Raw genomic sequence first — 26,456 nt, 5'->3', positions numbered from 1 at the left:
CGATCATGCCGATCCAAGGCATCGCAATCAAGTCGCCAGACCCGCAACGCCGCCAATTGCCGTCCATGGCTTTTTTCCGTATTCTCGCACGCCTATGGAAATGCAAGGAGCCCGTCCCATGGCGAAGCTCGTCTTTGCACTGAACCAGTCGCTGGACGGCTATGTGGACCACACGGCCTTCGCGCCCGATCCCGTGCTGTTCCGACATTTCATCGAGGACACGCGCAGCCTGACCGGCAGCCTTTATGGCCGCCGCATGTACGAGGTGATGCGCTATTGGGACGAGGAACATCCCGAATGGGACGCGGCCGAACGCGAATATGCGGCCGCTTGGCGAAGCAAGCCGAAATGGGTCGTCTCGCGCTCATTGACCGCGGTCGGCCCCAACGCCACCCTCCTGTCGGACGACATCGAAGCGGCAATACGCGGGTTGAAGGCGCGACATGACGGGGTGATCGAGGTTTCCGGGCCGGAATTGGCGGCCAGCATGGCCAATATGGGGCTTGTCGACGAATACCGATTGTACATCCACCCCGTGGTGATCGGCAGCGGCAAGACCTTTTTCGCCGGCCCTCGCCCTCCTCTGCGCCTCGTATCGAGCGACCGGATCGGCGACGACGTGATCAGGCTGACATACGTTCCCGCCTAGCCACGCCATCAACCTGATTCAGTTGCGGAAATATAGCGCTACGAGCGCCACGGCATTGAGTGGCGGGTGGGGGGAGATTCGAACTCCCGAGACGTTCTCACGCCCGCCGGTTTTCAAGACCGGTGCAATCAACCACTCTGCCACCCACCCGGCGCAAGCCGGCCGCTTTGGCGGCCGCTGCATGGTCGTTGGCGGTGTAGCGTCTCACCGGGCCGCTGTCCAGTGAATCGCGCCCACGCTGGGGCGCTATGGAATCAGAATCGTCGAACCGACCGTCTGGCGCCCCTCGAGCGCGCGATGCGCGTCGGCGGCCTCGGAAAGGGCGAATCTCTGTCCGATATGCACCTTGATCGCCCCGGATTCCACGGCGGCGAACAGGGCCTTGGCGCCAGTGAGCAGCGCGCTGCGTTCGGCGAAATAATGCGTCCCCAGAGGACGCGTCAGGAACAGCGATCCCTTGCGCGACAGGATGCCGAGGTCGAGGATGGAAACCGGTCCGGTGGCATTGCCGAAGCTCACCATGAGCCCCAACGGCCGCAGGCAATCGAGCGACTTTTCGAACGTCGCCTGCCCGACCCCGTCATAGACTACGTCGACGCCCTTGCCGCCGGTCAGTTCACGCACCCGAACGGCAAAATCCTCCTCGGAATAATTGATCACCTCGTCGCAGCCATTGGCCTTGGCAAGCGCGATCTTTTCGGCGCTGCCGGCCGTGCCGATAACCCTCGCCCCGAGAGCGTTCGCCCATTGGCAGGCGATCAATCCCATGCCGCCGGCCGCGGCGTGAAAGAGGATCGTCTGGCCGGCGCTGACGGGCCACGTGAGAAACAGGAGGTAATAGGCCGTCAGGCCCTTCAGCATGATGGCTGCCGCGGTCTCGTAGTCGATGCCGTCGGGCAGCAGCACGGCCTTGGCGGCGGGCATGATTCGCTCTTCGCGATACGATCCCAGCGTTCCCTGATAGGCGATGCGGTCGCCGGGCTTGAAGCCGGACACGCCGGGGCCGACCTCCACCACCTCCCCTGCCCCTTCCGAGCCCGGAACGAGCGGCAGCGGATTGGGATAAAGCCCCGTGCGATGGTAGGTATCGATGAAATTGACGCCGATCGCACGGTGACGCACCCAGATTTCCCCGGAGCCGGGCTGTCCGGTTTCGGCCTCGCGAAACGCAAGAACGTCCGGTCCCCCGAACTCATCGACGACAATGGCTTTCATGCTGATTCTACTCTCTTCTGCGCCCGGTACGCGGCCGCATGACCCGATTCCGGCGACCGCTTCTCTTGGTGGGGGACTTTGGCACAGCGCGTTCCTGCCCGCCAAGGGTTTCATCGTCGCGGTCCGGCTGATCCGGTTCGTCCGCGTCAACGTCCACCGTGGGAAGTGGAGCGTCTTCTTCCCGAGGCTCCGGGTGCAGCTCCTCCGCTATCTCCGGGGCAGGAACAGGGTCCTCGAAGGCCGGTTCCACGGGCACGAAGACCGGCGCCGGATCGAACCTTGGCTCGATCTGTCCGCCATTCGCCGCCTCGACCACTCTTTTCGTGCCGAGGATCGACCTGACGAGCTTTGCCGCCGCGAGCACGAGGATGGCAAAGATCATCGCGCCGTAAAAATAGGGGCGCATCACGCTGAACCCCAGCCCATCGGCGACCAGCGCCATGCCCACGACCAGCAGGAAACCCAGGGCCAGCGCCTTGACGGAAGGATGCGCGGCGATGATGTCGCCCAAGCGACTGGCCGCAAAATAGAGAAAGCCGACCGAAACCACCACAGCGATGGCCATGGCTTCGACATAGGGTGTCAGCCCGATGGCGGTGATGATGGAATCGACCGAGAAAACGGCATTGATCAGGACGATCTGCAAGACGCCGATCGTGAGGCTTTCCGATATGCGCATCGGCTCCACCGGGGCGGCAGGGGCCGGTTCGATGAGCAGATACAGTTCGATCACGGCCTTGTAGATGAGGAACAACCCTCCGGCCAGCAAGACCAGTTCGCGCCAGGACGGCGCCCAGCCTGCGATGGCGAAGGCCGTGCGCTGCAACCCCATGACCCAGACGACCCCAAACAGCAGCAACAGCCGGAACAGCGCGGCCAGGGCCAGGGCAACCCGCAGCACCTTGCGCCGGTGTTCGGAGGGGATTTTCGCCGCCATGGCGGCGATGAAAACGAAATTATCGGCGCTCAGCACCACTTCCATGCCGACCAGCAGCACGAGGCTGGTCCAGAAGGCGGGTTGAGCAAATACATCCAGCATGTCATGCCCTCGCAATTGCAAACGCGCGCCCGCCCCGGCGCCGCCATGGTCTGCCATGAACAATGGGCAAGAAAGCGGCAGAATTTCCGCTCGCGCAACCGCAATTGCTTGCCGCTGCCGCTATGCACGCCTATGTCAGACGAAACGTCCAAAGGTGCACCATGTCGACGAAAACGCAAATCGCCGTCATTGGCGGCGGCCTGACCGGAAAAGCGGCAGCCGTGGCCAGCGCCCGCGCGGGCTTTGAAACGCTGCATATCGCACCCGCGGCGCCCCCCGACCGGCGGACATCGGCTCTGATGGGGCCATCGGTCGAATACCTGATGCGCACGCGGCTCGTAGTGGACCCGGCCACGATCGGGGTTCCGCTCAAGCGCATCCGCATCATCGATGCCACCGGCCGGCTGCTGCGCGCACCGGAAACCGTGTTCTTATCGGGGGAGATGGGGCTTGAATCCTTTGGCTGGAACCTGCCCAATATTGCCTTGAATGAAGCCTTTGCCGCCGCCGGCCAAACGGAAGCGAATCTTGCGACGCGGGAGGCGAGCCTTGCGCGCGCCCATCGCGAGGACCACCGCTGGTCGCTCACCCTCGATGATGGCAGCGAAGTGACCGCCGACCTGCTCATCGGCGCCGATGGCAAGGGCTCGCGGGTTCGCCAATGGGCCGGTATCACGGTACGGGAGAGGAAATACCAGCAGGCCGCCCTGGTTTGCGATCTGGAACTGCAGCGACCGCTCGATGGCGAATCCGTCGAGTTTCATTACCCCAACGGCCCGTTCACCCTCGTCCCGGCCGGCGGACTTCGCGCCAATCTGGTGTGGATCGACAAGCCCGAAGCGCTGGAAGCGGCACGGCAGTCCCCCGACACCCTCGCCAGGCTTTTGGCGGAGAAATCGCAGAACCTGTTCGGCCAGCCCAGGCCGATGACCCCGACTTTCATTTTTCCGCTTTCCTCGCTGTCGGTCGATATGGCCGGGAAATCGGCCGCCATCCTGGTCGGCGAAGCGGCGCACGCCTTTCCGCCGATCGGCGCGCAGGGGCTCAATCTGGGGCTGCGCGATGTCGAGGACCTCGACGCATGCCTCGCCGCCGCCAATCCCGGCGCCTATGGCTGGGCCGATGCCGTGGCGCGCGCCTATGCGACGATGCGCGCTGCCGATCTGGGACGAACCGGCGCCTTTGTGGATGGCTTGTTCACCTCGCTTCTTTCACCGCACCTTCCGGCCCAAATGCTGCGCAGCGTCGGCCTCTGGGGCCTCAAGACCTTCCCGCCGATGCGAAAGCGCGCCATGGCCTTCGGCCTCGGCAAATAAAAAGGGCGGATCGAACGATCCGCCCTCAAATCATCTGCAAAACCTGTCCCGTTACTGCGCGGGCGCCTCGGTTGCACCGGGGGTAGCCGGCGCGGACTGATTTTCCATCTCTTCGCGCAGCTGGTTGGCGCGATCCTGCAGGACCTGCTCGAGCACGTTCTCGGTCGAATTGGCCTCGTTCAGTTCCTCAATGCTGATGCCTTCCGGATTGTCGTAGGTCGCGGTGAACCCGGCGAGGTTGATGGCGATGGTAATGTCTTCGTTCTGGCGGTTCTTGGCGATCAGCTTGAGCTGATTGCCGCGCTTGAGGCTTTGAATATAGCTTTCATTGACCACGAGCTGGGCCGAGCAGGCATTGGGATCGCACAGCATATAGGGCACGCGCACCGGCTTGCCGCCGTCGATCTGCCAGGTGAGGCCGAAGGGCAGCAGAACGCCGATCGGAACCGAGGCAACGGCCAGCAGGCGGCTTTCCTGGCTCGGATCGTTGCGCAGCAGGAACGAACCGGTGAAGACGCCGGTATTGGTCACCACCTGCCGCATGATGCAGGCCTGCCCACCATCGTCCAGTTCGCTGCACACCTTCAGCCAGTTATTGGTGGCATCGCTTTCCTCGTTCGCCAGGTCGATCATGCCCGCCTCGGCGGAATCTTGTGCGAACGCCCCACCTGCGAATGAGAACATCAGTCCCGCGGCAACAGCGCCTGCAAGTATCGCGTCGAAGAGTTTCATGGAATGTCCTGTTGCTCTGGGCAGGGTTTCCCCGCCGGAATCATTGGGTTTCAGACACGTTCAAGAGCGGCGAATTCGGGCAATAACATGACCTCTCGGCTCTGCCAATGCCATTGCGGCGGCCCTGTTGCCCAACTGTGTCACTGGGCGCTGGCCAAGCTGGCCAGCCGTGACAGGATCGCCGCGCTGCCCTTGAGACGCTGATCGGCCGTCGGCCAGTTGCGCGCAAACATGATTTTCTGATCCGGGCGCAGCCGGGCCGCCTGGCCAGGATCTGCGATATGGCGCACCAATCCGGCAGGATTGGGGAAAACACCGTTCCGCAATGTGATCAATGCCCCCTTGGGACCGGCATCGACCTTTTCGACATTGGCCGTTCGACACAAAGATTTGATCAGCACCACCTTGAGCAGCCCCTCCACTTCCTCCGGCAAGGGACCGAAGCGGTCGATCATCTCGGCGCCGAATGCATCGATCTCGCGCGGGTCGTTGAGGTCACCCAGGCGGCGGTAGAGTTCCATCCTCACCTGCAAGTCGGGCACGAAGCTCTCGGGGATCATGACCGGCATGCCGAGCGAAATCTGCGGCGACCACTGACCGGCGCTCTCCTCCTCTTCCACCTGCCCGGCCCGCAGCGAAGCCACGGCCTCCTCGAGCATAGACTGATAGAGTTCGAACCCGACCTCGCGGATATGGCCGGACTGCTCCTCGCCCAAAAGATTGCCGGCCCCGCGGATGTCCATGTCGTGGCTGGCCAATTGGAAGCCAGCGCCCAGCGATTCCAGCGATTGGAGCACCTGGAGCCGACGCTGCGCCTGATCGTTGAGCTTGCGGTCGGCCGGGACGGTGAAAATCGCATAGGCGCGCGTCTTGGACCGTCCGATACGGCCCCGGATCTGATAAAGCTGCGCCAGACCGAATTTGTCGGCCCGATGCACGATAAGCGTATTGGCGGTCGGCACGTCGAGTCCGGATTCCACGATGGTCGTCGCCACCAGCACGTCGAACTTGCCATCGTAAAAGGCATTCATCGTGTCGTCGAGCTGCTGCGGCGCCATCTGGCCATTGGCCACGACGAAGCTGACCTCGGGCACATGGTCCTTCAGGAATTGCGCGATGTCGGGCTGGTCGGAAATGCGCGGACAGACATAGAAGGCCTGTCCCCCGCGATATTTCTCGCGCAGCAGCGCCTCCCGCACCACGAGCGGATCGAAGGGCGAGACGAAGGTGCGGATCGCCAGCCGATCGACGGGCGGAGTGGCGAGGAGCGATAGGTCCCGGACGCCCGTCAGCGCCAATTGCAACGTGCGGGGGATGGGAGTCGCGGACAGCGTCAGCACATGCACATTGGCCCGCATTTCCTTGAGCCGCTCCTTGTGCGCCACGCCGAAATGCTGCTCCTCGTCGATGATCAGCAGGCCCAGATCGCGGAACCCCACCGATTTGGACAACAGGGCATGGGTTCCGATGACGATATCGACGCTGCCATCCTTGAGCCCTTCCTTGGTCGCCTTGAGCTCGGCCGACGGCACCAGCCGCGATGCCTGACGCACGCGAACCGGAAGACCCGCAAACCGCTCGGAGAAGGTCTTGAAGTGCTGGCGGGAAAGCAAGGTGGTGGGCACGACCACCGCAACCTGCCGACCGCTCATCGCCATGACGAAGGCGGCGCGCAGGGCCACTTCGGTCTTGCCGAATCCGACGTCGCCACAGACCAGGCGATCCATGATCCGCCCGGAGGTGAGGTCGTCGAAAACCGCATCGATGGTCGCGAGTTGGTCCTCGGTTTCCTCATAGGGAAAGCGGGCGCAAAACTCGTCATAGGTGCCGGTCTGGATCTCCACCGGATCGGTCTTGGCCATCTGGCGGGCGGCCGCGATCTTGATCAGTTGTTCCGCCATGTCGCGGATGCGCTTCTTGAGCTTGGACTTCTTGGCCTGCCAGGCGACGCCACCGAGCTTGTCGAGTTCCGCCCCTTCCGCGCCATAGCGGGTCAGCAGCTCGATATTTTCAACCGGCAGGTAGAGCTTGTCGCCCTTGGCGTATTCGATTTCGACGCAATCATGCGGGTGCCCCTGCACCTCGATGGCCTTGAGCCCGATGAACCGTCCAATGCCGTGATCCACATGAACGACCAGGTCGCCGGCCGAAAGGCTGCTGGCCTCGGTCAGCGCATCGGACGCCTTCCTGCGTCGCGTGGCACGAATGATGCGCTCGCCCAGAATGTCCTGCTCGGAGAAGACGGCGATGCCTTCGGCGATGTATCCGCTTTCCAGCGGCATCACGATCAGGCCGAGCTGGCCGACCTTGATCTGGGAAATCTGGTTCCAGTTCTCGAGCTTCTTGACGGCCTTGAGCCCATGATCCTTGAGCACTTGCCCCATGCGGTCGCGTGTGCCCTCGGTCCAGCAGGCAATGACGGTTTTCCGTCCGCCCCGTGCCTCGGTCTTGATGCGCGCGATAACCGCCTCGAACAGGTTGACGTCGGTCGCCTGCCGCTCGGCCGCGAAGCTCGGGGCCATCTGCCCGGCGCAATCGATGACCGGCAGGGTCTCGCCCGCCGGCATGAAGGGCGTCAGCTCGGCGATCTCATGGCCGCGAACGATCTCATAAGGCCCCTGATCGACCGTATAGAGCAGGCGCGGCGCGATGGGCTTATAGGGTGCTCCGGCGGTCGTCCCCTGCTCCCGCGCTTCCTTGCGGGCGTTGAAATAGTCGAGAACCTGATCCCGGCGTTCGCCGAACGCTTCCTGGGCCTGCTCGTCGAACAGGACCGGCGCATCGCCCAGATAGGCGGCCAGGGTTTCCATCTTCTCGTAGAAGAACGGTAGCCAGTGCTCCATGCCGGCGAAGCGCTGACCCGCACTAATCGCCGCATAAAGCGGATCATCCGCCGTATTGCCGCCGAACGCCGTCGTATAATTGCGCCGAAACCGCCTTATGGTCTCTTCGTTGAGCAGCGCCTCGCTCATCGGCACCAGGGTCACGCGCTTGATATTGCCCGTGGTGCGCTGGCTTTCGGTATCGAAAGTACGAATGGTTTCAAGCTGCTGGCCGAAGAAATCGAAGCGCAACGGCGCATCGTGCCCGGCCGGATAAAGATCGACCAGGCCACCGCGCACCGCGAATTCGCCGGCTTCCCGAACGGTCGGCACGCGCAGATAGCCATTATTGGTCGCCCAGCCGATCAGCCGGTCGCTGTCGACCATATTGCCCGCCACGGCCGAAAAGGTCATGGCCTCGACCACGTCGCGCGGCACCACGCGCTGGATGAACGCGTTGACGGCGGTGAGGACGATGGCGCCCTTGATGTTCGGATCGACCAGTTGCGCCAGCGCCGACATGCGCGCCGAGATCGTCACGGCATTGGGCGAGACGCGGTCGTAAGGCAGGCAGTCCCAGGCGGGAAAGGTGAGGATCGTATGTCCCGGCAGCATGGCCGAGAGGGTATCGGCCATGCGTTGCAGGCGCCGCCCGTCCCGCGCCACGAAGGCAATGGAAACCGGCGCTTGCGGCGCTTCGTTCATCCGCGCCTCGATTTCGCGCGCCAGGACCGCCGGCTGCATGCCGTCGGGGACGTTGGCGAGAATGCGGGAGGGCCTGTCGCGCAGCACTTCGATCACGGGCGGGCCTGCCCGAGCTTGTGGTCGCGGATGAGGTCGATCAGCGCCTGGTCGGCTTCTTCGGGCACGCCACGCTGACCGAGCAGCCAGGCCTGCAGGTCGGTCTCCTCATGGTCCATGAGCGCTTCCAGCCGGTCCAGCAGGGCAGAATCGAGCGTCGCGAGATGATCGGCGACAAACCCGCCGATCAAGATATCCATTTCCTGGGTTCCGCGATGCTGGGCGCGGTAAAGCACGCGCTTGCGCCGCGTTTCGATGTCTTCGGTCAAGTTCGTAAAGGCCTGCATGGACAATGGGTGGGAGTTCATAGCGACGATTGGACCGCCTGTCAGCCTTTTGCAACGGCCAATCTGCGGATAGTGTTCCGCATCCGTTCATACATGCCGGAAACGAGTCGTGCCACGCCCCGTCCTGCTCAATCCTCTTTTCAAGTCCCTGAACTCGATGAAAGGCGTCGGTCCGCAATTGGGCGCACTGTTCGCCAGGTTCTTCGGGTCGCCCGAGGGGCAGGACGCCATCGCACTCGACATCCTGATGCACATGCCCACGGGCATCATCGATCGGCGGGCGCAGAACGGCGTCGCCTATGCGCCGGTCGGAGCCATAGTCACCCTGAAACTCCATATCGACGATCATATCGTGCCGCCGCGCAATTCCCGCTCTCCCTTGCGCATCAAGGCCCATGATGAAACCGGCGAGATCACGCTGAGCTTTTTCGGCGCCAAGGGCGGCTGGGTCGAGCGCCAGTTCCCCATCGGCGAGGTAAGGTACGTTTCCGGAGAGATCGGGTTTTTCGGGCGCGAGAAGCAGATGACCCACCCCGACTATATCGTCGCTCCGGACGAACTCGACAAGCTACCCATGGTCGAGCCGGTCTATCCCCTCACCCACGGGTTGTCCTCGAAGGCGCTGCGCAAGGTCATTGCCGCCGCGCTCGACCTTGTCCCGATCATCCCCGAATGGATCGGCAAGGACCGGCGGACGATCATGAACTGGCCGGGCTTTTCCGAGGCGCTGCGGCACATCCACGCTCCCCAGCGCCCCAGCGAAGGTGATATCGTTTCGCCCTCGCGCATGCGGCTGGCCTATGACGAATACCTGGCCGGCCAACTGGCCCTGGGCCTCATCCGCCAGACCATGACCAAGGCCTCCGGCCGTGCGCGGACCATGACCGGCGAGCTGACGCAGAAGGTGGAAACCGCCCTGTCCTTCGCGTTGACCGACGGCCAGCGCCTCGCCGTCGCAGACATCCGCGAGGACCTGGAAAAGCCGGTGCGCATGTCGCGGCTCTTGCAGGGCGATGTCGGCTCGGGCAAGACGGTGGTCGCTCTTATGGCCATGGCCATGGTCGCCGAAGACGGCGCGCAATCGGCGTTGATGGCCCCGACCGAAATCCTCGCCAACCAGCACTTCAGGACCCTAAAGCCATTGGCGGAAGCGGCCGGGCTCGGCATCGTCATGGTGACGGGCAAGATGACCTCCAGCGAAAAACGCGCCGCGCTGGCGGGGCTGGCCGATGGCACCATCACCATTGCCTTGGGGACCCACGCCCTGTTCCAGAGCGGCGTCGAATTCCACAATCTCGGCTTGACGGTCGTCGACGAGCAGCACCGTTTCGGCGTGCATCAGCGACTGGCTCTGTCGGAAAAGGGCGTGAAGACCGACCTTCTGGTTATGACGGCGACCCCCATTCCCCGTACGCTGGTTCTCACCCATTTCGGCGATATGGACGTCTCCGTGCTGCGGGAAAAACCAGCCGGGCGTCAACCGATCGATACCGCCGTCCTGCCGGTTTCCGAATATGACCGGGTCATCGCCCGGCTGGCGCGCAGGCTGGAGGACGGCGCTCAGGCCTATTGGGTCTGCCCCCTGGTCGAGGAAAGCGAAATCCTCGACGTCGTGGCCGCCGAGGATCGCTTCGCCGAGTTGAAGACACATTTTGGCGACCGAGTGGAACTGGTGCATGGCCGGATGAGCGCCGCCGCCAAGCAGGCGGCCATGGAGCGTTTCCAGTCGGGAGACGCCCAGATTCTGGTGGCCACCACGGTGATCGAAGTCGGCGTCGACGTTCCCAACGCGACCATCATCATCATTGAGCACGCCGAGCGGTTCGGCCTCGCCCAACTGCATCAATTGCGCGGGCGCGTGGGCCGCGGTTCGGCCCGTTCGGCCTGCCTGCTGCTCTATTCCGACCCCTTGAGCGAAACCGCCAAACAGCGGCTCGAGGTCATCCGCACAACGGATGACGGCTTCGTCATTGCCGAAAGGGATCTCGAACTGCGCGGACAGGGCGACCTGCTGGGCACGCGTCAGTCGGGCATGCCCGGCTACCGCATCGCCGTCCCGGACGTGCATCGCCATCTGCTCGAGATGGCCCATGACGATGCCCGGGCTGCCCTTGAGCGCAATCCCGGCCTCAAGGGGCCGGACGGCAAAGCGCTGCGCGCCCTGCTCTATCTGTTCCGCAAGGACCTCGCCATTCCGCTGATCAAAGCGGGCTGAATTTCCGCCCCTATTCCACCGTCACCGACTTGGCGAGATTGCGCGGCTGATCCACATCCGTGCCCATGAAGACGGCGGTGTGATAGGCAAGAAGCTGGACGGGGATGGAGGCGAGGATCGGCGCGACGAAGGGATGCACCCGCGGCATTTCGATGATGTCGGAAATCCCATCGCCCGCCTCGGCGACACCCTCCGCATCGGTGATCAGGATGATCTTGCCGCCACGCGCCGCTACCTCGTGCATGTTGGACAAGGTCTTTTCCATCAACTCGTCCGAGGGCGCGACGACCACGACGGGCATTTCCTCGTTCACCAGCGCGATGGGACCGTGCTTGAGCTCACCGGCCGCATAGCCCTCGGCGTGGATATAGGAGATTTCCTTGAGCTTGAGCGCGCCTTCGAGCGCCAGCGGGAACATCTGCCCCCGGCCCAGATAAAGGACATCCGAAGCCCGCGCCAATTGCCGCGCCAGCCCTTCGATGGACTTTTCGTGCCGCAGCGCCTCGGAAATCGCGCTGGGCAACTCGATCAGGGCCCGCACCAGTTCATGCGCCCGGGACGCGCTGAGCACGCCGCGCGCCTCTCCTGCGGCAATCACAAGGCTCGCCAGCGCCGTCAGTTGCGCCGTGAAGGCCTTGGTGGAGGCAACGCCGATCTCGGGTCCGCACAGCGTCGGGAACACCACATGGCTTTCGCGCGCAATGGTCGATTCCTGCACATTGACCAACGCCGCGATGTGCTGGCCTTCCCTGGCGGAATACCGCAGGGCGGCCAGCGTATCGGCCGTCTCGCCCGATTGGGAAATCACCAGGGTCAGCCCATTTTCGGCCAGAGGCGGCTCGCGATAGCGGAATTCCGAGGCCACATCGACATCGACGGCGAGGCGCGCATAGCGCTCGAACCAGTATTTGGCGACAAGCCCGGCATAATAGGCCGTGCCGCAGGCGGTGATGGTAAGCCGCGACAGCTCTGCGAAATCGAATGGCAGGCTTTCCCTCAGCGAAACCGTTTCATTCGAAAGATCGATGTAATGGGCCAGTGTGTGCGAGACGGTCTCGGGCTGTTCCGCGATTTCCTTGGCCATGAAATGACGATGATTGCCCTTGTCGGCCAAAGCCGCCGAGGCCGAAGAGACCTGCCGTATCCGCTCGACCGGCCGTCCGTCGAAATCGAGGATTTCGACCTTTTGCGGCGTGATCACCGCCCAATCGCCCTCTTCGAGATAGGTGATCTGCTTGGTGAACGGTGCGAGGGCGAAGGCGTCCGAGCCCAGATACATCTCCTCCTGCCCATGTCCGATCGCCAGCGGCGAGCCCTGCCGGGCGGCGATCAGCAACTTTTCGTCGCCGGCAAAAAGAAACGCCAGCCCGAACGTCCCGCGCAGCCTGGGCAGCGTCGCCGCCACGGCTTCGCGGGGGCTGGCGCCCCGGTCGAGCTCTCGCGTCACCCACAGGGCGATGGATTCGGTATCCGTCTGGCTCGCGGGTAAATATCCATCCCGCTCAAGATCCTCGAGGAGGTCCTTGAAGTTTTCAATGATGCCGTTGTGGACAACGGCAACCTTGTCGGTGCTGTGCGGATGGGCATTGGATTCGGTTGCACCACCATGGGTGGCCCAGCGGGTATGCCCGATGCCGATCAGGCCATCGAGGGGATCGTTCTCGAGGCGGGACGCGAGATTGTTGAGCTTGCCTTCCGCCCGGCGGCGATCGAGCCCCACCGCGCTCAGCGTGGCAATGCCTGCGCTGTCATAGCCGCGATATTCCAGCCGCCGCAGGGCCTCGACAAGCCGATTGGCGACCGGCTCGACGCCGATGATTCCTACGATACCGCACATGGCGTTCCCCTATTTCTTGTTCTTGATCGCCTTGAAGCGTTCGTTGAGCGCCTTGCCGTAGCCGGGCTTGTTGATCTGCCGCGCCCGCCCGATGCCCAGGGCGTCCGAGGCCACGGGCTCGGTGATCACCGATCCCGATGCGACATAGGCGCCGTCGCCGATCTCGACCGGGGCGACCAGGGCCGAGTTCGATCCGATGAACGCGTTCTCGCCGACCACGGTCCGCGCCTTGTTGTAGCCGTCGTAATTGCAGGTGATCGTGCCGGCGCCGATATTGGAATGCGCACCGATATCGGCGTCCCCGATATAGGAGAGGTGGTTGATCTTGGCCCCCTCGCCTACTTTGGCGTTCTTGATCTCGACGAAATTACCCGCCTTGGCGCCGTTGGCCAGATTGGTGCCGGGGCGCAGCCGGGCAAAGGGCCCCACGCTGGCGCCCGACGCGATCTCCGCGCCCTCGATATGGGAAAAGGCGTGGATGACGGCCCCCGATTCGATCCTCACCCCCGGCCCGAACACCACATGGGGTTCGATCTCCACATCGGCTGCGATCTCGGTGTCGTAGGAAAAATAGACGCTGGCCGGATCGTGCAGGGTCACGCCTGCCTTCATGAAATCCTCCCGGCGCAATTGCTGGAAGGTGGCTTCGGCCCGGGCGAGCTGGCTGCGGTCATTGACGCCCATCACGTTCTCTTCCGGCGCGACGGCATATCCGACCTTGCGCCCGGCCGCATTGGCCAGTTCCACGAGGTCGGTGAGATAATATTCGCCCTGCGCATTGTCGGTCCCGACCTTGTCGATCAGCTCGCGGAACACTTCGGCCCTGAAGGCGAGGATGCAGGCATTGCACAATCCGATCCGCTGTTCGTCCTCGGAGGCATCCTTATGCTCGCGGATGGCCAGCAGCCTGTCGCCATCGGTGATGAAACGGCCATAGCCAGTCGGATCGCGGGGTTCGAAGCCGAGAATGGCCGCATCGAGCCCGGCGTCCAGTCGCTCGGTCACCCGCCTGAAATCGGCGCCCGACAACAGGGGATGATCGCCGTAGACGATGGCCACATAGCCCTCTGCCACCTCGAAAGCCGGTCGCGCCATGGACGCGGCATGGGCGGTGCCGCGTCGTTCCGCCTGCTCGAAAAAGTGCGTCGCGGGTGCGATCTCCTGCATGGCCCGGCGAACGGCATCGTGACCCGGGCCGGTCACCACGGCCAGATGGGTGGCGCCGGCATCGCTGGCGGCCTGCAGCACATGGCCGACGATCGGACGCCCCCCCACCTTGTGCAGGACCTTGGGATGCGCCGATTTCATGCGCGTTCCCTCGCCTGCGGCGAGCACGATTACTGTAAGCTCGGTCATCAAATCGCTCCCGGTCATTCGCCGCATCTATAGGGCAGTGACGCCATCCCTGCCAATAAGCAAGCTTTCGTAACCGTCCCATTACGATTGGGCGCTAGACTTGTAGCGGCACAATAGGAAAGCCTGCGGGATAATAACGTGGCAACGGACAATCTCACCTCCGACGATCTGCACAGGAGCGGCATAACCCGCTGGGGAATCATGGCGTTAGCCTGTGCCGGGCTGGCCATATTGAGTGCCAATGTGGCAAATTTGATTCCGGCCCATGTGATCGGCGCGCTGCATGCGACCCGGGTGCAGAGCGGCAGCTTCAACCAGATGCGCGGCGCGGTATCGGATCTGCACGCCGACAGCCGGCGGCTGGCCAGCGAATATCGGGCACTGCAGGCGCGGTTCAACCTGCTGGATACGGATCGCAACGAGACCATCCGCAGGCTGGCGGCGGTGGAGAACAGCCTGCCGCTGCTCATCGAATCCCTGCCGCTGCAATCGGATATCGACCGCTCGCTGCTGACTGCCTCGATCGCGGCCTCGGCGCCGGAAGTCTATGAAGCACAAGGCGGAACCATCGTCGTGCGGCGGTCGCCGATGTTCGACGATGTCATGGAGCAGCCCATGCCGCCGGCACTGGCCGGGCCGGTTCCCGGGCGCTGATTCGGCTCACAAAGCGGGTTGACAGCGAGGTCGCAGGGTTTATGTTCCGCGCCACGCCAGTCGGCCATTTTTGGTCGCCCGCACGAGGGGCTCGTAGCTCAGCTGGTAGAGCACTCGACTTTTAATCGAGTTGTCACGGGTTCGAATCCCGTCGAGCCTACCACTCTCCTCCTCTTGCCGTCTCCCCGGGCCCGCTTTAAATATCGCCGTAAAAGGGCTCGAAAGGGTGGTTGTGCGCGATGTCGTTGGTGAAAATTGCGGTTTGTGCGGCAGGTTGTTTGGCGCTGGCCTCGGGTTCGGCCCTCGCCCAGAACGTTCACATCTCCCGCCTCTATGAACAGGTGCTGGAAAACATCGAATTTGCCGAGCCGGGCCATCCCCTCGACTCCTTCGGCGTGTTCCGCATCGACGAAGGGCGTACGGTCGAAGTCGAGCTCGACGTGCCCGCCGAGACCTCGATCCAGATCATGGGCGATTGCGACGAGGACTGCTTCGACCTCGACCTCGCGGTCTATGACGCCAGCGGGGCGCTGCTGGCCGAGGACAGGCTCGACGACTACTACCCCATCGTCAACTTCACCACCGGACGCAATGGGCGGATCACCATCGAGCTCGACATGGTCGATTGCGACGCGGTTTATTGCTACACGGCCTATTCCGTGTTCGTCGGTGGTTAGCGTTTGGGCATGAATCCGGTATCGAGCCGCCTCAAAGCCGTCGCCGTGACGGCCCTGTTCTTCGCGCTCAGCGCCTTCTGCCTTCTGGGCGTGGTCTGGCTGGGCGCCATGCTGCCGATTCCGGGCCAGGACGCACTGGCCGGCTACCGGCCGCACGACACCATCGCCCTCCTTTCCGACCTGCGCCTGCCAGTGGCGCTCACCGCGGCCTTCCTCGTGGCGATTGCCATCGTCGTCCTGTTCTCGAGCGCCTATCTCGATCGCATAATCGCGATCTTCGCCGATGTGCTGCTCATGACCATGGCGGCCCTGGCCGGGTTCGTCGGTGGCTACTGGGTGCTGCTGCGCCTGGCGGGCTATGCCAATTTCCTCGACTGGACCTTCGCCCGCGCCGCCATCATCCCGCCGGCCATCGTCTTCGCCCTCTCGCTCGTATCGCCGGGCTGGGCCCGGGCAAGCTGGTGGCGGCGGCTCCTCATCATCATCGCCGCGCTGGCGGCGGCGCCGGCAGTATTGATCGTCCTGCCCTAGCGCTCGATACCGCTTTGCTGCTAGGAAGCGGCCCAACACTTCTGAACGGACACAATACACACCATGCAGGTCATAACATCGACGCAGGCGCTCGAAGCGTTCTGCAAGGATGCTGCCGGCTACGACTTCGTCACGGTCGACACAGAGTTTCTGCGCGAAACCACCTACTGGCCCAAGCTCTGCCTCATCCAGGCAGCGACCCCCGAGCGGGCCGTCATCATCGATCCCCTGGGCAATGGCATCGATCTCGCGCCCTTCGCCGATCTCCTCGCCGACCACCATGTCACGAAAGTGTTCCATGCGGCCCGCCAGGACATCGAGATTTTCGTCAAGCTGTTCGGCGCCGTCCCCCAGCCGCTGTTCGACACCCAGGTGGCGGCCAGCGTCTGCGGCCACGGCGATTCCATTTCCTACGACAATCTGGTGCGCTCCATCGTCGGCGAGCAGATCGACAAGAGCTCGCGCTTCACCGACTGGTCGCACCGCCCCCTCTCCGACAAGCAACTCACCTACGCGCTGGCCGACGTCACCCATCTGCGCAACATCTATGTGCAGCTGCGCGAGGAAATCGCCAAGGCGCGCCGCCAGTCCTGGGTGGCCGACGAGATGGCCATCCTCGAAAATGTCGGGACCTATGTGGTCGAGCCCGAGGACGCCTGGAAGCGCGTCAAGGCGCGGGTGACCAAGCCGCGCGATCTCGCGGCCTTGCAGGCGCTGGCCGCCTGGCGCGAACAGCGCGCCCAGCAGAACGACCAGCCGCGCGGCCGCATCCTCAAGGACGACGCGCTGGCCGAACTGGCGACCCAGCGCCCGACCAAGTCCGATGCGTTCGAGAAACTGCGCGCCGTGCCGCGCGGCTTCGGGCGCTCAGGCGCCGCGGCCGAAATCATCGAGGTGATCCAGAAGGTCGAGGCGATCGACAAGTCCGCCCTGCCCAAGGCGCCGGAGCGGCCCCGTGGCGCCTCGCCCAAGGGCGCCATCGGCGACCTGCTGCGCGTCTGGCTGCGGGCGGTGGCCGATGCGAACGGCGTCGCCACCCGCATCATCGCCTCCTCGGACGATATCGACGCCATCGTGCTCGACGACAATGCCGATGTTCCCGCGTTGAAAGGCTGGCGGCGCAAGCTGTTCGGCGACAAGGCGCTGGCCATCAAGCATGGCCGCCTGGCCCTCGCCGCCACCAGCAAGGGCGTGGTCGAGGTGCCGGTCGACGCCAACTGATCAGTCGACGACGATCGCGCTATCCTTAAAGCCGGCCTCCGACGCCAGTTGGCGCTGGCGGCCGCGCATGCGGTCGCCGTCGAGAAAGGCGAGGTCGGCCGGAAGGTGCAGCACCAGCGCCCTGCCCTCCACCGCGAAATAGGTGCGCGGGATGATCCCCGGCATGGCGGCGGCCAGGGGATAGGCGACGCGGAAATAGGCGGCCAGGAGGCGCGCCCGTTTCCCCAGCGCGAGCCCGGTGAGGTTGAGCAAGCGCGCGCTGTCGCTCTTTTGCTTGAAGCCCATATAGCGGATGGCAAGCGTGCGGGCCAGGAAGGCCCTTCCGGCATGGTTGATCCCGGCAATGTCGGAAAAGGCGATGGCCTGGATGGATTGCTCGCCGCGATAATCGGGATGAGCGCGCCAGCCGATATCGGAAATAAAGCAGCAGGCCTTTCTCAGCCGTTCCTCGTCGTCGCTCTCCTCGACCCCGATCAGCTTGAAGAGCGCGGTGCTGCCCGCGATGAGGTCATGGGCGAATTCCGGCGCCCGCGAGCGCAGGCAGGAGATTTCCTCGGCCGCCTGAAGCAGCGGATCGAGGGCCTGATCGTCGGCCGGCAACCGTTCGTAGAGATAGCCTTCCCGAACGCCAAAGGCCGAGAACACCACCTCTTCGAACGCGCCGGCCCGCAGGATCTCGGCGAGCACCGCCGAGCCATAGGACAACAGCTCCTTGCGCGAGCCCGAAACCGTATCGATGCCCTTGACCGCCTTCTTGTCGCCATTGCCGGCGATCAGTTCGTCGCAGAGCGGCAATATCTCGGCAACCGGCACCACATAATCCTGCACCATGTGCAGCGGATAGTTGCAGCGCGCCTGATGCAGCTTGGCGAGGGCGCGCCAGGTACCCCCGATGGCCCCGAAGCGCTTGCGCCGTCCCGGCTCCAGAAGCGCCGAACCCTTGAGCCGTTCGCGAACGATGGCGGCGGCCCGCTCGGAGGACATCTCGCTGTCGTCCTGGAGGCGGATGACGCCGACCTGATGGGTTTCCCCGCCGGTGTTCTCACCATCCTCGACCTGGGCCAGTTCGAGGCTGCCGCCGCCCAGATCGCCGACCACGCCCTTGAAGCACGGCATGCCCGAGACGAGCCCCAGCGCGGCGTAATGCGCCTCCTCGGCCCCGCTCAGCACGCGCACCGGCACGCCGATGATCTCCTGCACCGCCCGCGCAAATTCCGGCCCATTCTCGGCTTCCCGGGTCGCCGAGGTGGCGATGGGGTAGATTTCGCCCACATCGGTGAGCCGGCAGACAAGGGCAAAGCGCTGGATGGCCTTGAGGGCGCTGGCGATGCTGGTATCGGCCAGCCGCCCGGTGGCCGCCACCCCGCGCCCCAGCGTCGAGGCGGATTTTTCGTTGTAGAGCACGGTCAGGGCACGCGCCAGCCGCTCATAGACGACAAGACGCACCGAGTTCGAGCCGATGTCGAGCACCGCTACCGGCTTGGCACCGGCAAGGCGGCCCTGTCCGGCCGGATCGGCCTCGACACTCCAGAAGCGTATCAAAGTTCAGTGTCCTCGTCGTCTTCATCGCCATGCAACGCGCTGCCGCGCCCCGAAAGCGAAGGATTGGTCATGAAATAGTCATGGGCGTTGAAGATTTCCTCGCCCTCCTCGGGCGTGATGCGCTGGGCGGTGCCATCCGGCAGCACTTCCCAGCTCTGCTGGTTGTCGCGCAGATTGGCCACCATGATGCGCTCGAGAATCTGCCGATGCACCGTGCGGTTCTTTATGGGCACCAAAGTCTCGACGCGCCAGTCCAGATTGCGCGGCATGAGGTCGGCCGAGGAAATATAGACCGCCGCATCGCGCGACGGCATCTCGCGCCCGTTGCCGAAGCAATAGATGCGCGAATGCTCGAGGAAGCGCCCGACGATCGACTTGACGCGGATATTGTCGGAAAAGCCCGGTATCCCCGGTCGCAGGCAGCATATGCCGCGCACCACCAGCTCGACCTTCACCCCCGCCTGGCTCGCGGCATAGAGCGCGTCGATGAGGTCGGGATCGACCAGCGCATTGCACTTGAACCAGATGGCCGCCGGCTCGCCCCGCCGGGCGAATTCGGTTTCCGCCGCGATATGCTCCATCAGCTTGGGGCGCAGCGAGAACGGGGAGATGGCGATGGCTTCCAGCTCGGTCGGGCGCGCATAGCCGGTGATGAAGTTGAAGACCCGCGCCACGTCGCGCGTGATCACCGGATCGGCGGTGAAATAGCTCAGATCGGTGTAGATCTTGGCGGTGACCGGATGGTAATTGCCGGTGCCCACATGGCAGTAGGACACCAGCTTGCCCTTTTCGCGCCGCACGACCTGGCTCAGCTTGGCATGGGTCTTGAGCTCGATGAAGCCGAACACCACCTGCACGCCGGCCCGCTCCAGATCGCGGGCCCAGCGGATATTGGCCTCCTCGTCGAACCGGGCCTTGAGCTCGATCAGCGCGGTCACCGACTTGCCCATCTCGGCGGCGACGATCAGCGCCTTGACGATGGGGGAATCCTTGGACGTGCGGTAGAGCGTCTGCTTGATCGCCACCACATCGGGGTCGCGCGCCGCCTGGGCGACGAACTGCGCCACCACGTCGAAGCTCTCATAGGGGTGATGGACGACGATGTCCTTTTCCTTGATCGCCGCGAAGCAATCGCCGTGGTGATCGCGGATGCGCTCGGGGAAGCGGGCGTGGTAGCGGGGAAATTTGAGCTCGGGGCGGTCGAGGTCGCAGATCTTGCCCGCATCGGCCAGGGCCATGAAGCCGTCGACCTCGAACGTGTCCTCGGTGGAAATCCCCAGCTCCTCGGCGATCAGGCGCTTGAGCGAGCGCGGCATGGGGCGCTCGATCTCGAGGCGGATCACCTGCCCGCGGCGGCGCTGGCGCAGCGCGGATTCGAATTCCACCACCAGATCGGCGGCCTCGTCGTCGATCTCGATCTCGCTGTCGCGCACGATGCGGAACGAGCCGTGCCCGACGATGTTGTAGCCGGGGAAGATCTTGTGGAAAAACAGCTTCACCATGGTCTCGACGGTGACCATCTCCACCTGGCGGTCGGAGATGGCCTTGGTGGGCAGCTTGATGAAGCGGTCGAGATTGGAGGGGATGCGCACCAGGGCATTCAGCCGCGAATTGTCGGTCGCCCGATCGAGCTGGAAGGCGAGGGAAAAGCCGAGATTGGGAATGAAGGGGAACGGATGGGCCGGGTCGATGGCGATCGGCGTCAGGACGGGAAAGATCTCCTCGCGAAAGATCTTTTCGAGGAAGGTCACCTGCTGCGGGGCCAGGGCATCGGCCTCGTGCAGGACGATGTTCTGCTCGAGCAGTTCCTCGCGGATCGCCTGCCACTGGTCCTGCTGCTCGATATGGAGATGCTGGGCGAGGGTGGTGATCTCCTCGATCTGCTCGGACGGGGTCATGCCGTCGGCGCTCTCGCGCGGCAGGCCGGCCCGCAACTGCCCCTTGAGGCCGGCGACGCGGACCATGAAGAATTCGTCGAGATTGCTGGCCGATATGGAGACGAACCGCAGCCGCTCGAGCAGCGGATGGTTGGGATTGGCCGCCTCCTCGAGCACCCGCATGTTGAATTGCAGCCAGCTCACCTCGCGATTGACGAAGCGCGCCGGGCTGGTCTTGAGCGCCTCGATATCGGGCGACACGTCGTCGGTGGTTTCGGGAGTGTAGGCGATATCGTCCATGGACCTCATCCTTCCGGATCAAAATGATCGCCGTCGCCTTGGGCGCGCATGGCGAGCGCTTCCGAGGCCAAGCCCCGCGTGATCGCCCGCCCGCACGTCAGCGACAGCCTGTCGAGCAGCTCGACCAGGGCGACCGCCTCCTCGTTCGAGCGCTCCATGCGGCCGACAAGGTAGGAAATCACTTTCGGATCGATCAGCAACTGCCTGTCAGCGAACAGTTTCACCAGAATCTGCGACAACAGGATGTCATCGGGCACGGTGATGGAAAAATGTGCGGCGAGGCGGGCGCGGGATTTGACGTCGTCGGTGCGATAGGGCCACTCGCCCACCGGCAGGCGCGCCGTCATCAGCACCGGCCGCTCGTCGCGCATGGACTGGTTGAGGAGGTGGAAGAGCCCCGCCTCGTCATAGGGCAGACGATCGGCGTCCTCGATGACCACCGGCCGCGTGCCGCCCCGGCGCGAAAGGGTTTCGAGATCATCGGGCCCGGCGGCCAGCGCCCCGGCGCGCGCCGCCCATATGCCGGCGAGATGGGATTTCCCCGACTTGGCGGCGCCCTCGATCAGGGTCAGCGGACCCGGCCAGTTGGGGAAGGCGCGCACATGACCGAAGGCCAGCGCATTGCCGGCGCAGACCATGAAATCATGCTCGCTCCGCGCCTCCACATGGGCGAATTCGAGGACGAGCTGAGGATGGGCGGACGGCTGGGGCGCGGCGTCGATATCGCGAACCGCCCTAAATGCGCTCTTGGGGGCCATCGGTCCTCTCAATCGCTGCCGTATCGGTTTCCGAGGTATAGAGCGGGCTCTGCTTGTACTTGGTCACCGCCCAGCGCAACAAGACGCCACTGATCGCGGCAAGCGGCACGGCGAGCAGGACCCCCACGATACCGAACAGGGCGGCAAAAGCAAAGATCGCGAACATCATCCACACCGGATGGAGCCGGATGCTCGACCCTACCAGCTTGGGATAGAGGAAATAGCTCTCCAGCAACTGGCCGAACAGGTAGATGGCGCCCACGATGGCGACGGAAATCCAGTCGGGCCAGAACTGGAAGAACCCCACCCCCATGGACAGGACGAGCCCGAGGAACGAGCCCAGATAGGGGATGAAGCTGAACAGCCCCGTGAAGATGCCGATGGCGAGGCCGAAATGCAGCCCGGCAAGGGACAGGGCCGTGCCGTAAAAGACCGCGAGGATCAGAAGGACCGCCCCCTGCCCGCGCAGGAAGCCGCCGATGGCGGTGTCCATCTCGCCCATCAGGGCCCGCGCCTCGCTCTTGTAGCGCGGCGGGAACAAGCCATCGACGCTCTGGACCATGCGGTCCCAGTCGATCAGCATGTAAACGGTGACCACCGGCGTCACGATCATCACGGTCAGCGAGCCGATGAAGCCGGCGCCCGACTGCATGATCTGCCCGGTGAGCGCGGTGGCGATCCCGATGATGTCGGAGAACATCTGCTCGATGCCGGTTTCCAGCTCGGCCATGCGCTGGGGCCCGAGCCATTGCTCGAGACGCGGCACCACGGATTCGACGAAATTCTGCAACTGACCGAAATAGAACGGCATGTTGCCGACCAGCCCGATCGCCTGCTGGATCATCACCGGAACGATGATCAGGATGGCGAGGATGACGATCAGGGCGACGAAGAGCGTCACCACCAGAACGGCGAGCGGCCGCGGAAAGCCGATGCCGGTCAGCTTGCCCACCAGCGGGTTGAGCAGATAGGCCAGCCCGATCCCCAGCACGAAGGGCAGCAGGATGCCCCGGAAGGTCCACAGGAACAGGCCCAGCACGACCAGCAATACACACCAGGCAATGAGTTGGGTTCTCAGCGACATACCCGTCCTCGGTTGTTGTCCTTGCGCCTAGCGTCCCGAGCCGCTATCAGCCATTCGATTATAGCCCCCCGCGGGCCCGATCAACGTCAATCTGTTGCCATGCCCGTTGCCGTGGCAGCCCAGTGGATAAAAGCCGGCCCATGTCCGATAGTCCGAACCTGCCATCGAACGGTCTTTCCTACAAGCAAGCCGGAGTCGATATCGATGCCGGAAACGCGCTGGTGGAAGCGATCAAGCCCGCGGTCAAATCGACGCGCCGCCCCGGAGCCGATGGCGAGATCGGCGGCTTTGGCGGCCTGTTCGACCTCAGGGCGGCCGGCTTTGCCGATCCGGTGCTGGTGGCGGCCAATGACGGGGTGGGCACCAAGCTGCGCATCGCCATCGACGCCGGCGTGCACCATACGGTGGGCATCGACCTCGTGGCCATGTGCGTCAACGACATCGTGGTTCAGGGTGCCGAGCCGCTGTTCTTCCTCGACTATTTCGCCACCGGCGCCCTCGACGTCGCCCAGGGCACTTCCATCGTCGAAGGCATCGCCGAAGGCTGCCGCCAGGCCGGCTGCGCGCTGATCGGCGGGGAAACCGCCGAAATGCCCGGCATGTATCACGGCGGCGATTACGATCTCGCCGGCTTCGCGGTCGGCGCCGCCGAGCGCGGGACGCTGCTGCCGCGCAAGGATATCGCGGCGGGCGACAAGCTGGTCGCCATAGCCTCCTCGGGGGTCCATTCCAACGGCTATTCGCTGGTGCGCAAGATCGTCGCCAATTCCGGGCTCGCCTGGTCCGACCCGGCGCCCTTCGCCGAAGGCCGGACCCTGGGCGAAGCGCTGCTCACCCCGACCCGCATCTACGTCAAGCCGATCCTCGACGCCCTCAAATCCGGGATCGGCATCAAGGCGCTGGCCCATATCACCGGCGGCGGCTTTCAGGAAAACCTCCCCCGCGTGCTCCCCGCCCATCTGGCGGCACGGGTCGACCTCAATGCGGTGACGACGCCTGCCGTCTTCGGCTGGCTGGCCCGGCAGGGCGGCATCGCCGAGCGCGAAATGCTGCGCACCTTCAATTGCGGCGTCGGCATGCTGGTGGCGGTCGCCGCAGAGGACGCCGAAACGCTGGTGGCCCGATTGCAGGACCATGGCGAGACGGCCAGCATCGTCGGCGAACTCGTCGACCGGCAGGGCGACGCGGTGGAATTTTCCGGCTCCCTCGCCCTATGAGCGGGAAAAAGCGGGTCGCCATCCTGATTTCCGGGCGCGGCTCGAACATGGCCGCCCTGATTCAAGCCGCGAAATCCAGCGACTATCCCGCTGAAATCGTGGGCGTTTTCTCCAACAGGGCCGCTGCCGCCGGATTGGAAACCGCGCGCCAGGAGGGCATTGCGACGGCAACGCTGGCGCAAAGCAGGTTCGAGACGCGGCTCGATTTCGAGAACGCCCTCACCGCCATTCTCGACGGCTGGGCGGTCGATTTCGTCTGCCTCGCCGGCTTCATGCGCATCCTCACGCCCCAGTTCACCACCCATTGGCTCGGCAGGGCGATCAATATCCATCCCTCCCTGCTCCCGGCCTATAAGGGCCTCGACACCCATGCCCGCGCCCTGGCGGACGGGGTGGCGGAAGCCGGGTGCAGCGTGCATTTCGTCACCCCCGGCCTCGACGAGGGGCCGGTCATCCTGCAGGCCCGCGTCCCGGTCCGGCTCGGCGACACGCCCGAAGCGCTCGCTGCCCGCGTGCTGGTCGAGGAGCACCGGATCTATCCCGAAGCGCTGCGACGCCTGGCTTCGGGCGAAACCCGGTATCCGGCCGATGTCAAAACCGGGTCGCATCACAGCGATTGATAGCTCAAATCGCCATAAGTGCTTCGACATTGCATCGGCGCGGGCGTAGCGTCGCGCTGGACTAAAAAGGTTATGACCATGGCATTCCGGGATTGGTTCTGGGTCCTCGTCCTCGGCGGGATCTGGGGATTCTCATTCATCTTCAACGCGGTGCTGATCGTTGAACTGGGCCCGATCTGGATTTCGGCGCTGCGGGTCTGCATCGGCGCGCTGGGGTGCTGGGCGGTGCTGTTCGCCCTCGGCAAGCCCCTGCCCCGCGATCCCCTCCTGTGGATCAAGCTCGGCGCCCTGGGCTGGCTCTCCTATTCCATCCCCTTCGCGCTCTATCCTCTGGCCCAGGGGAGCCTGGCGAGCGGCGTCACCGCCATCATCAATGCGCTGACCCCGATCATGACGGTGATCATCTCGCCGCTGTTCCGCGACGGCGAGCGCGCCACCCCGTTCAAGCTGATCGGCGTCGTGTGCGGCTTCGGCGGGGTGGCGATTCTCGCTTCGCCAGCCTTGGCGGCAGGCGGGAGCTCGCAGCTCTGGGCTATCGGGGCCTGCGTGGGCGCGACGATCTGCTACGCCTTCTCGCTCAACATCACCCGCAGCTTCAAGGCGGTGGAGCCCACCGCCTTCGCGGTGATCGCCCTCACCGGGGCCGGCATCAGCTCCGCGATCGCGGCGCTGGCCGTCGAGGGCGTGCCGAGCATCGCCCTGCCCCAGACCTGGGGCGCGGCGGTGGGGATCGGGCTCATCGCCACCACCTTCGCCTTCATCATCATGTACCGCATCCTGCCCCGGATCGGCGCCACGAACTTTTCGACCGTGACCTTCATCGCCCCGATCTCGGCCATCATCTTCGGCTTCATCCTGTTGGGCGAAACCATCCTGCCCATCCACCTCATCGGCATGCTGGCCATCTTCATCGGCCTTCTGATGATCGACGGCCGCCTGCCGCGCTGGCTGGGCGTGAGGCGGCGCGCCGCGCATTAGCGCTTCCGTTTGCCGCGCGCTAGCGGCGCGAGGGCTGGATCGGGTCGCCCGGATGAGGCGGGATCTCGGGCTCGGGCGGATGCGGCACCGGATCGGACGGATTGGGAATCGGGCTATCGGGCGGGGACGGCACCGGGTCCGGATTGGGTCCGGGAATGGGCGGCAGCGGATCGGGATTGGGGATATCGGGTCCGGGATCGTTGGGCGGCGGATTGGTCATAGCGGCTCTCCAACTCCTTATTTTTTCGGAGAACGGTGTTGCGTGCTGCGCGTTCCGTCATTGCGGCGTCGGGGTCGAGATATCCACCACCACCGAATTGGGATCGCGGACGATCATCTGAGTCTGGCCGTAGTCGAGAGGCGTCGGGGGAACCACGATATCGATGCCCATCAGCCGGGCGCGCTCATGGGCGGCGTGGACGTCATCGACGACGATGGTGAGATAGCCGCCGGAAAAATGGCCGCGCGCGGCGCGGGGGACGTTCTCGTGCACTTGATCTATGATACCGAGCTCGTAGCGCATGGCCTCGCCCGCCTCCCCGTCCGGGCTGAGCACGATGTACCAGTTGCTGGTGTAGAGCCGCTTCAAGCCGCACAGGGTTTCGTAGAAGGCGGCGGTCTCCTCGACGTCGCGAGCGAGGATGTTGAAGACGATGCGGTGGGTGCTGGCCATCTTGCGCTCCTTTTGCGAGGGCAATGCACCGGCCAGCGCCTGGTTCCCGCTCAGA

The 26,456-nt window shown here is 64.3% G+C and carries 23 protein-coding genes and 2 tRNA genes; 11 read left to right on the top strand and 14 right to left on the bottom strand.

Features of this window, described 5'->3' with window-relative positions:
* The first annotated feature begins 118 nt into the window (after positions 1 to 118).
* On the top strand, positions 119 to 649 hold the full coding sequence (locus DVH29_RS04725) for a dihydrofolate reductase family protein (protein ID WP_114645004.1): 531 nt from the start codon (positions 119 to 121) through the stop codon (positions 647 to 649).
* Positions 650 to 709: 60 nt separating this feature from the next.
* Here the strand turns inward: DVH29_RS04725 and DVH29_RS04720 are convergent.
* From DVH29_RS04720 to DVH29_RS04710, 3 genes are all read right to left on the bottom strand, one after another.
* Positions 710 to 799, bottom strand: a tRNA-Ser gene (locus DVH29_RS04720).
* A gap of 96 nt (positions 800 to 895) precedes the next feature.
* Complete coding sequence (locus DVH29_RS04715; RefSeq protein ID WP_114645003.1) at positions 896 to 1,864, bottom strand: quinone oxidoreductase family protein; 969 nt, start codon at positions 1,862 to 1,864, stop codon at positions 896 to 898.
* A gap of 7 nt (positions 1,865 to 1,871) precedes the next feature.
* Entirely contained in the window at positions 1,872 to 2,903 is a 1,032-nt protein-coding gene (locus DVH29_RS04710; RefSeq protein ID WP_158541559.1) for a TerC family protein, read from the bottom strand.
* A gap of 161 nt (positions 2,904 to 3,064) precedes the next feature.
* Here DVH29_RS04710 and DVH29_RS04705 point away from each other — a divergent pair, with 161 nt between their 5' ends.
* Entirely contained in the window at positions 3,065 to 4,219 is a 1,155-nt protein-coding gene (locus tag DVH29_RS04705) for an FAD-dependent monooxygenase (RefSeq protein WP_158541558.1), read from the top strand.
* A gap of 51 nt (positions 4,220 to 4,270) precedes the next feature.
* On the opposite strand, the gene DVH29_RS04700 is transcribed toward DVH29_RS04705, so the two are convergent.
* The 3 genes from DVH29_RS04700 to DVH29_RS04690 form a co-directional block, all read right to left on the bottom strand.
* On the bottom strand, positions 4,271 to 4,951 hold the full coding sequence (locus DVH29_RS04700; RefSeq protein ID WP_114645000.1) for an invasion associated locus B family protein: 681 nt from the start codon (positions 4,949 to 4,951) through the stop codon (positions 4,271 to 4,273).
* A 140-nt stretch (positions 4,952 to 5,091) separates the two neighbouring features.
* The gene (gene mfd, locus DVH29_RS04695; protein WP_114645069.1) at positions 5,092 to 8,517 is read right to left on the bottom strand and encodes a transcription-repair coupling factor; all 3,426 of its coding nucleotides are present in this window, start codon (positions 8,515 to 8,517) and stop codon (positions 5,092 to 5,094) included.
* Between the two features lie 53 nt (positions 8,518 to 8,570).
* Positions 8,571 to 8,843, bottom strand: a complete 273-nt coding sequence (locus DVH29_RS04690) for a succinate dehydrogenase assembly factor 2 (RefSeq protein ID WP_114645068.1) — start codon at positions 8,841 to 8,843, stop codon at positions 8,571 to 8,573.
* Between the two features lie 127 nt (positions 8,844 to 8,970).
* Here DVH29_RS04690 and recG point away from each other — a divergent pair, with 127 nt between their 5' ends.
* Positions 8,971 to 11,076: an ATP-dependent DNA helicase RecG gene (recG, locus tag DVH29_RS04685; RefSeq protein WP_114644999.1), complete on the top strand. Its 2,106-nt coding sequence runs from the start codon at positions 8,971 to 8,973 to the stop codon at positions 11,074 to 11,076.
* 10 nt (positions 11,077 to 11,086) lie between these two features.
* Here the strand turns inward: recG and glmS are convergent, their stop codons facing one another.
* On the bottom strand, positions 11,087 to 12,913 hold the full coding sequence (glmS, locus tag DVH29_RS04680) for a glutamine--fructose-6-phosphate transaminase (isomerizing) (RefSeq protein WP_114644998.1): 1,827 nt from the start codon (positions 12,911 to 12,913) through the stop codon (positions 11,087 to 11,089).
* A gap of 9 nt (positions 12,914 to 12,922) precedes the next feature.
* On the bottom strand, positions 12,923 to 14,269 hold the full coding sequence (gene glmU, locus DVH29_RS04675; RefSeq protein WP_114645067.1) for a bifunctional UDP-N-acetylglucosamine diphosphorylase/glucosamine-1-phosphate N-acetyltransferase GlmU: 1,347 nt from the start codon (positions 14,267 to 14,269) through the stop codon (positions 12,923 to 12,925).
* 138 nt (positions 14,270 to 14,407) lie between these two features.
* Here glmU and DVH29_RS04670 point away from each other — a divergent pair, with 138 nt between their 5' ends.
* The 5 genes from DVH29_RS04670 to rnd all read left to right on the top strand — a co-directional run bounded on the left by DVH29_RS04670 (position 14,408) and on the right by rnd (position 17,352).
* On the top strand, positions 14,408 to 14,923 hold the full coding sequence (locus DVH29_RS04670; RefSeq protein ID WP_147275998.1) for a hypothetical protein: 516 nt from the start codon (positions 14,408 to 14,410) through the stop codon (positions 14,921 to 14,923).
* Between the two features lie 87 nt (positions 14,924 to 15,010).
* Positions 15,011 to 15,086, top strand: a tRNA-Lys gene (locus tag DVH29_RS04665).
* A gap of 76 nt (positions 15,087 to 15,162) precedes the next feature.
* Complete coding sequence (locus DVH29_RS04660; RefSeq protein WP_147275997.1) at positions 15,163 to 15,600, top strand: hypothetical protein; 438 nt, start codon at positions 15,163 to 15,165, stop codon at positions 15,598 to 15,600.
* A gap of 9 nt (positions 15,601 to 15,609) precedes the next feature.
* Positions 15,610 to 16,131 carry a hypothetical protein gene (locus DVH29_RS04655; protein ID WP_114644995.1) on the top strand — a complete coding sequence of 174 codons (522 nt, stop codon included), beginning with the start codon at positions 15,610 to 15,612 and terminating at the stop codon, positions 16,129 to 16,131.
* 63 nt (positions 16,132 to 16,194) lie between these two features.
* Positions 16,195 to 17,352 carry a ribonuclease D gene (gene rnd, locus DVH29_RS04650; protein ID WP_114644994.1) on the top strand — a complete coding sequence of 386 codons (1,158 nt, stop codon included), beginning with the start codon at positions 16,195 to 16,197 and terminating at the stop codon, positions 17,350 to 17,352.
* Here rnd and DVH29_RS04645 read toward each other — a convergent pair whose 3' ends face one another.
* The 4 genes from DVH29_RS04645 to DVH29_RS04630 are packed head-to-tail and all read right to left on the bottom strand — an operon-like array spanning position 17,353 to position 22,913.
* Positions 17,353 to 18,894 (bottom strand): Ppx/GppA family phosphatase, encoded by a 1,542-nt coding sequence (locus tag DVH29_RS04645; RefSeq protein WP_114644993.1) that lies wholly within the window; start codon positions 18,892 to 18,894, stop codon positions 17,353 to 17,355.
* A complete protein-coding gene (locus tag DVH29_RS04640) occupies positions 18,891 to 21,071 on the bottom strand; it encodes an RNA degradosome polyphosphate kinase (protein ID WP_114644992.1) in 2,181 nt (726 codons plus the stop codon). The genes DVH29_RS04645 and DVH29_RS04640 overlap by 4 nt, the downstream gene beginning before the upstream one ends.
* 5 nt (positions 21,072 to 21,076) lie before the next feature.
* Positions 21,077 to 21,829, bottom strand: a complete 753-nt coding sequence (locus DVH29_RS04635; RefSeq protein ID WP_114644991.1) for a P-loop NTPase family protein — start codon at positions 21,827 to 21,829, stop codon at positions 21,077 to 21,079.
* On the bottom strand, positions 21,807 to 22,913 hold the full coding sequence (locus DVH29_RS04630) for an AI-2E family transporter (protein WP_114644990.1): 1,107 nt from the start codon (positions 22,911 to 22,913) through the stop codon (positions 21,807 to 21,809). The genes DVH29_RS04635 and DVH29_RS04630 overlap by 23 nt, the downstream gene beginning before the upstream one ends.
* Positions 22,914 to 23,053: 140 nt before the next feature.
* Between DVH29_RS04630 and purM the strand changes: the two genes are divergently transcribed.
* From purM to DVH29_RS04615, 3 genes are all read left to right on the top strand, one after another.
* On the top strand, positions 23,054 to 24,130 hold the full coding sequence (gene purM / locus DVH29_RS04625) for a phosphoribosylformylglycinamidine cyclo-ligase (protein ID WP_114644989.1): 1,077 nt from the start codon (positions 23,054 to 23,056) through the stop codon (positions 24,128 to 24,130).
* Positions 24,127 to 24,750, top strand: coding sequence for a phosphoribosylglycinamide formyltransferase (gene purN / locus DVH29_RS04620; RefSeq protein ID WP_114644988.1), 624 nt, complete (start codon positions 24,127 to 24,129; stop codon positions 24,748 to 24,750). Before purM ends, purN begins: the two co-directional genes overlap by 4 nt.
* A 78-nt stretch (positions 24,751 to 24,828) precedes the next feature.
* Positions 24,829 to 25,728: a DMT family transporter gene (locus DVH29_RS04615; RefSeq protein ID WP_158541557.1), complete on the top strand. Its 900-nt coding sequence runs from the start codon at positions 24,829 to 24,831 to the stop codon at positions 25,726 to 25,728.
* A 19-nt stretch (positions 25,729 to 25,747) separates the two neighbouring features.
* Here DVH29_RS04615 and DVH29_RS04610 read toward each other — a convergent pair whose 3' ends face one another.
* Both DVH29_RS04610 and DVH29_RS04605 read right to left on the bottom strand, forming a co-directional pair.
* Positions 25,748 to 25,948 carry a hypothetical protein gene (locus tag DVH29_RS04610; RefSeq protein WP_114644986.1) on the bottom strand — a complete coding sequence of 67 codons (201 nt, stop codon included), beginning with the start codon at positions 25,946 to 25,948 and terminating at the stop codon, positions 25,748 to 25,750.
* A gap of 57 nt (positions 25,949 to 26,005) precedes the next feature.
* Positions 26,006 to 26,401, bottom strand: a complete 396-nt coding sequence (locus DVH29_RS04605; RefSeq protein WP_158541556.1) for a VOC family protein — start codon at positions 26,399 to 26,401, stop codon at positions 26,006 to 26,008.
* Positions 26,402 to 26,456: the final 55 nt, after the last annotated feature.

The organism is Pelagibacterium lacus, assembly GCF_003345525.1.
Lineage (GTDB): Bacteria > Pseudomonadota > Alphaproteobacteria > Rhizobiales > Devosiaceae > Pelagibacterium > Pelagibacterium lacus.
This window is presented reverse-complemented; position numbering and strand designations above follow the sequence as displayed.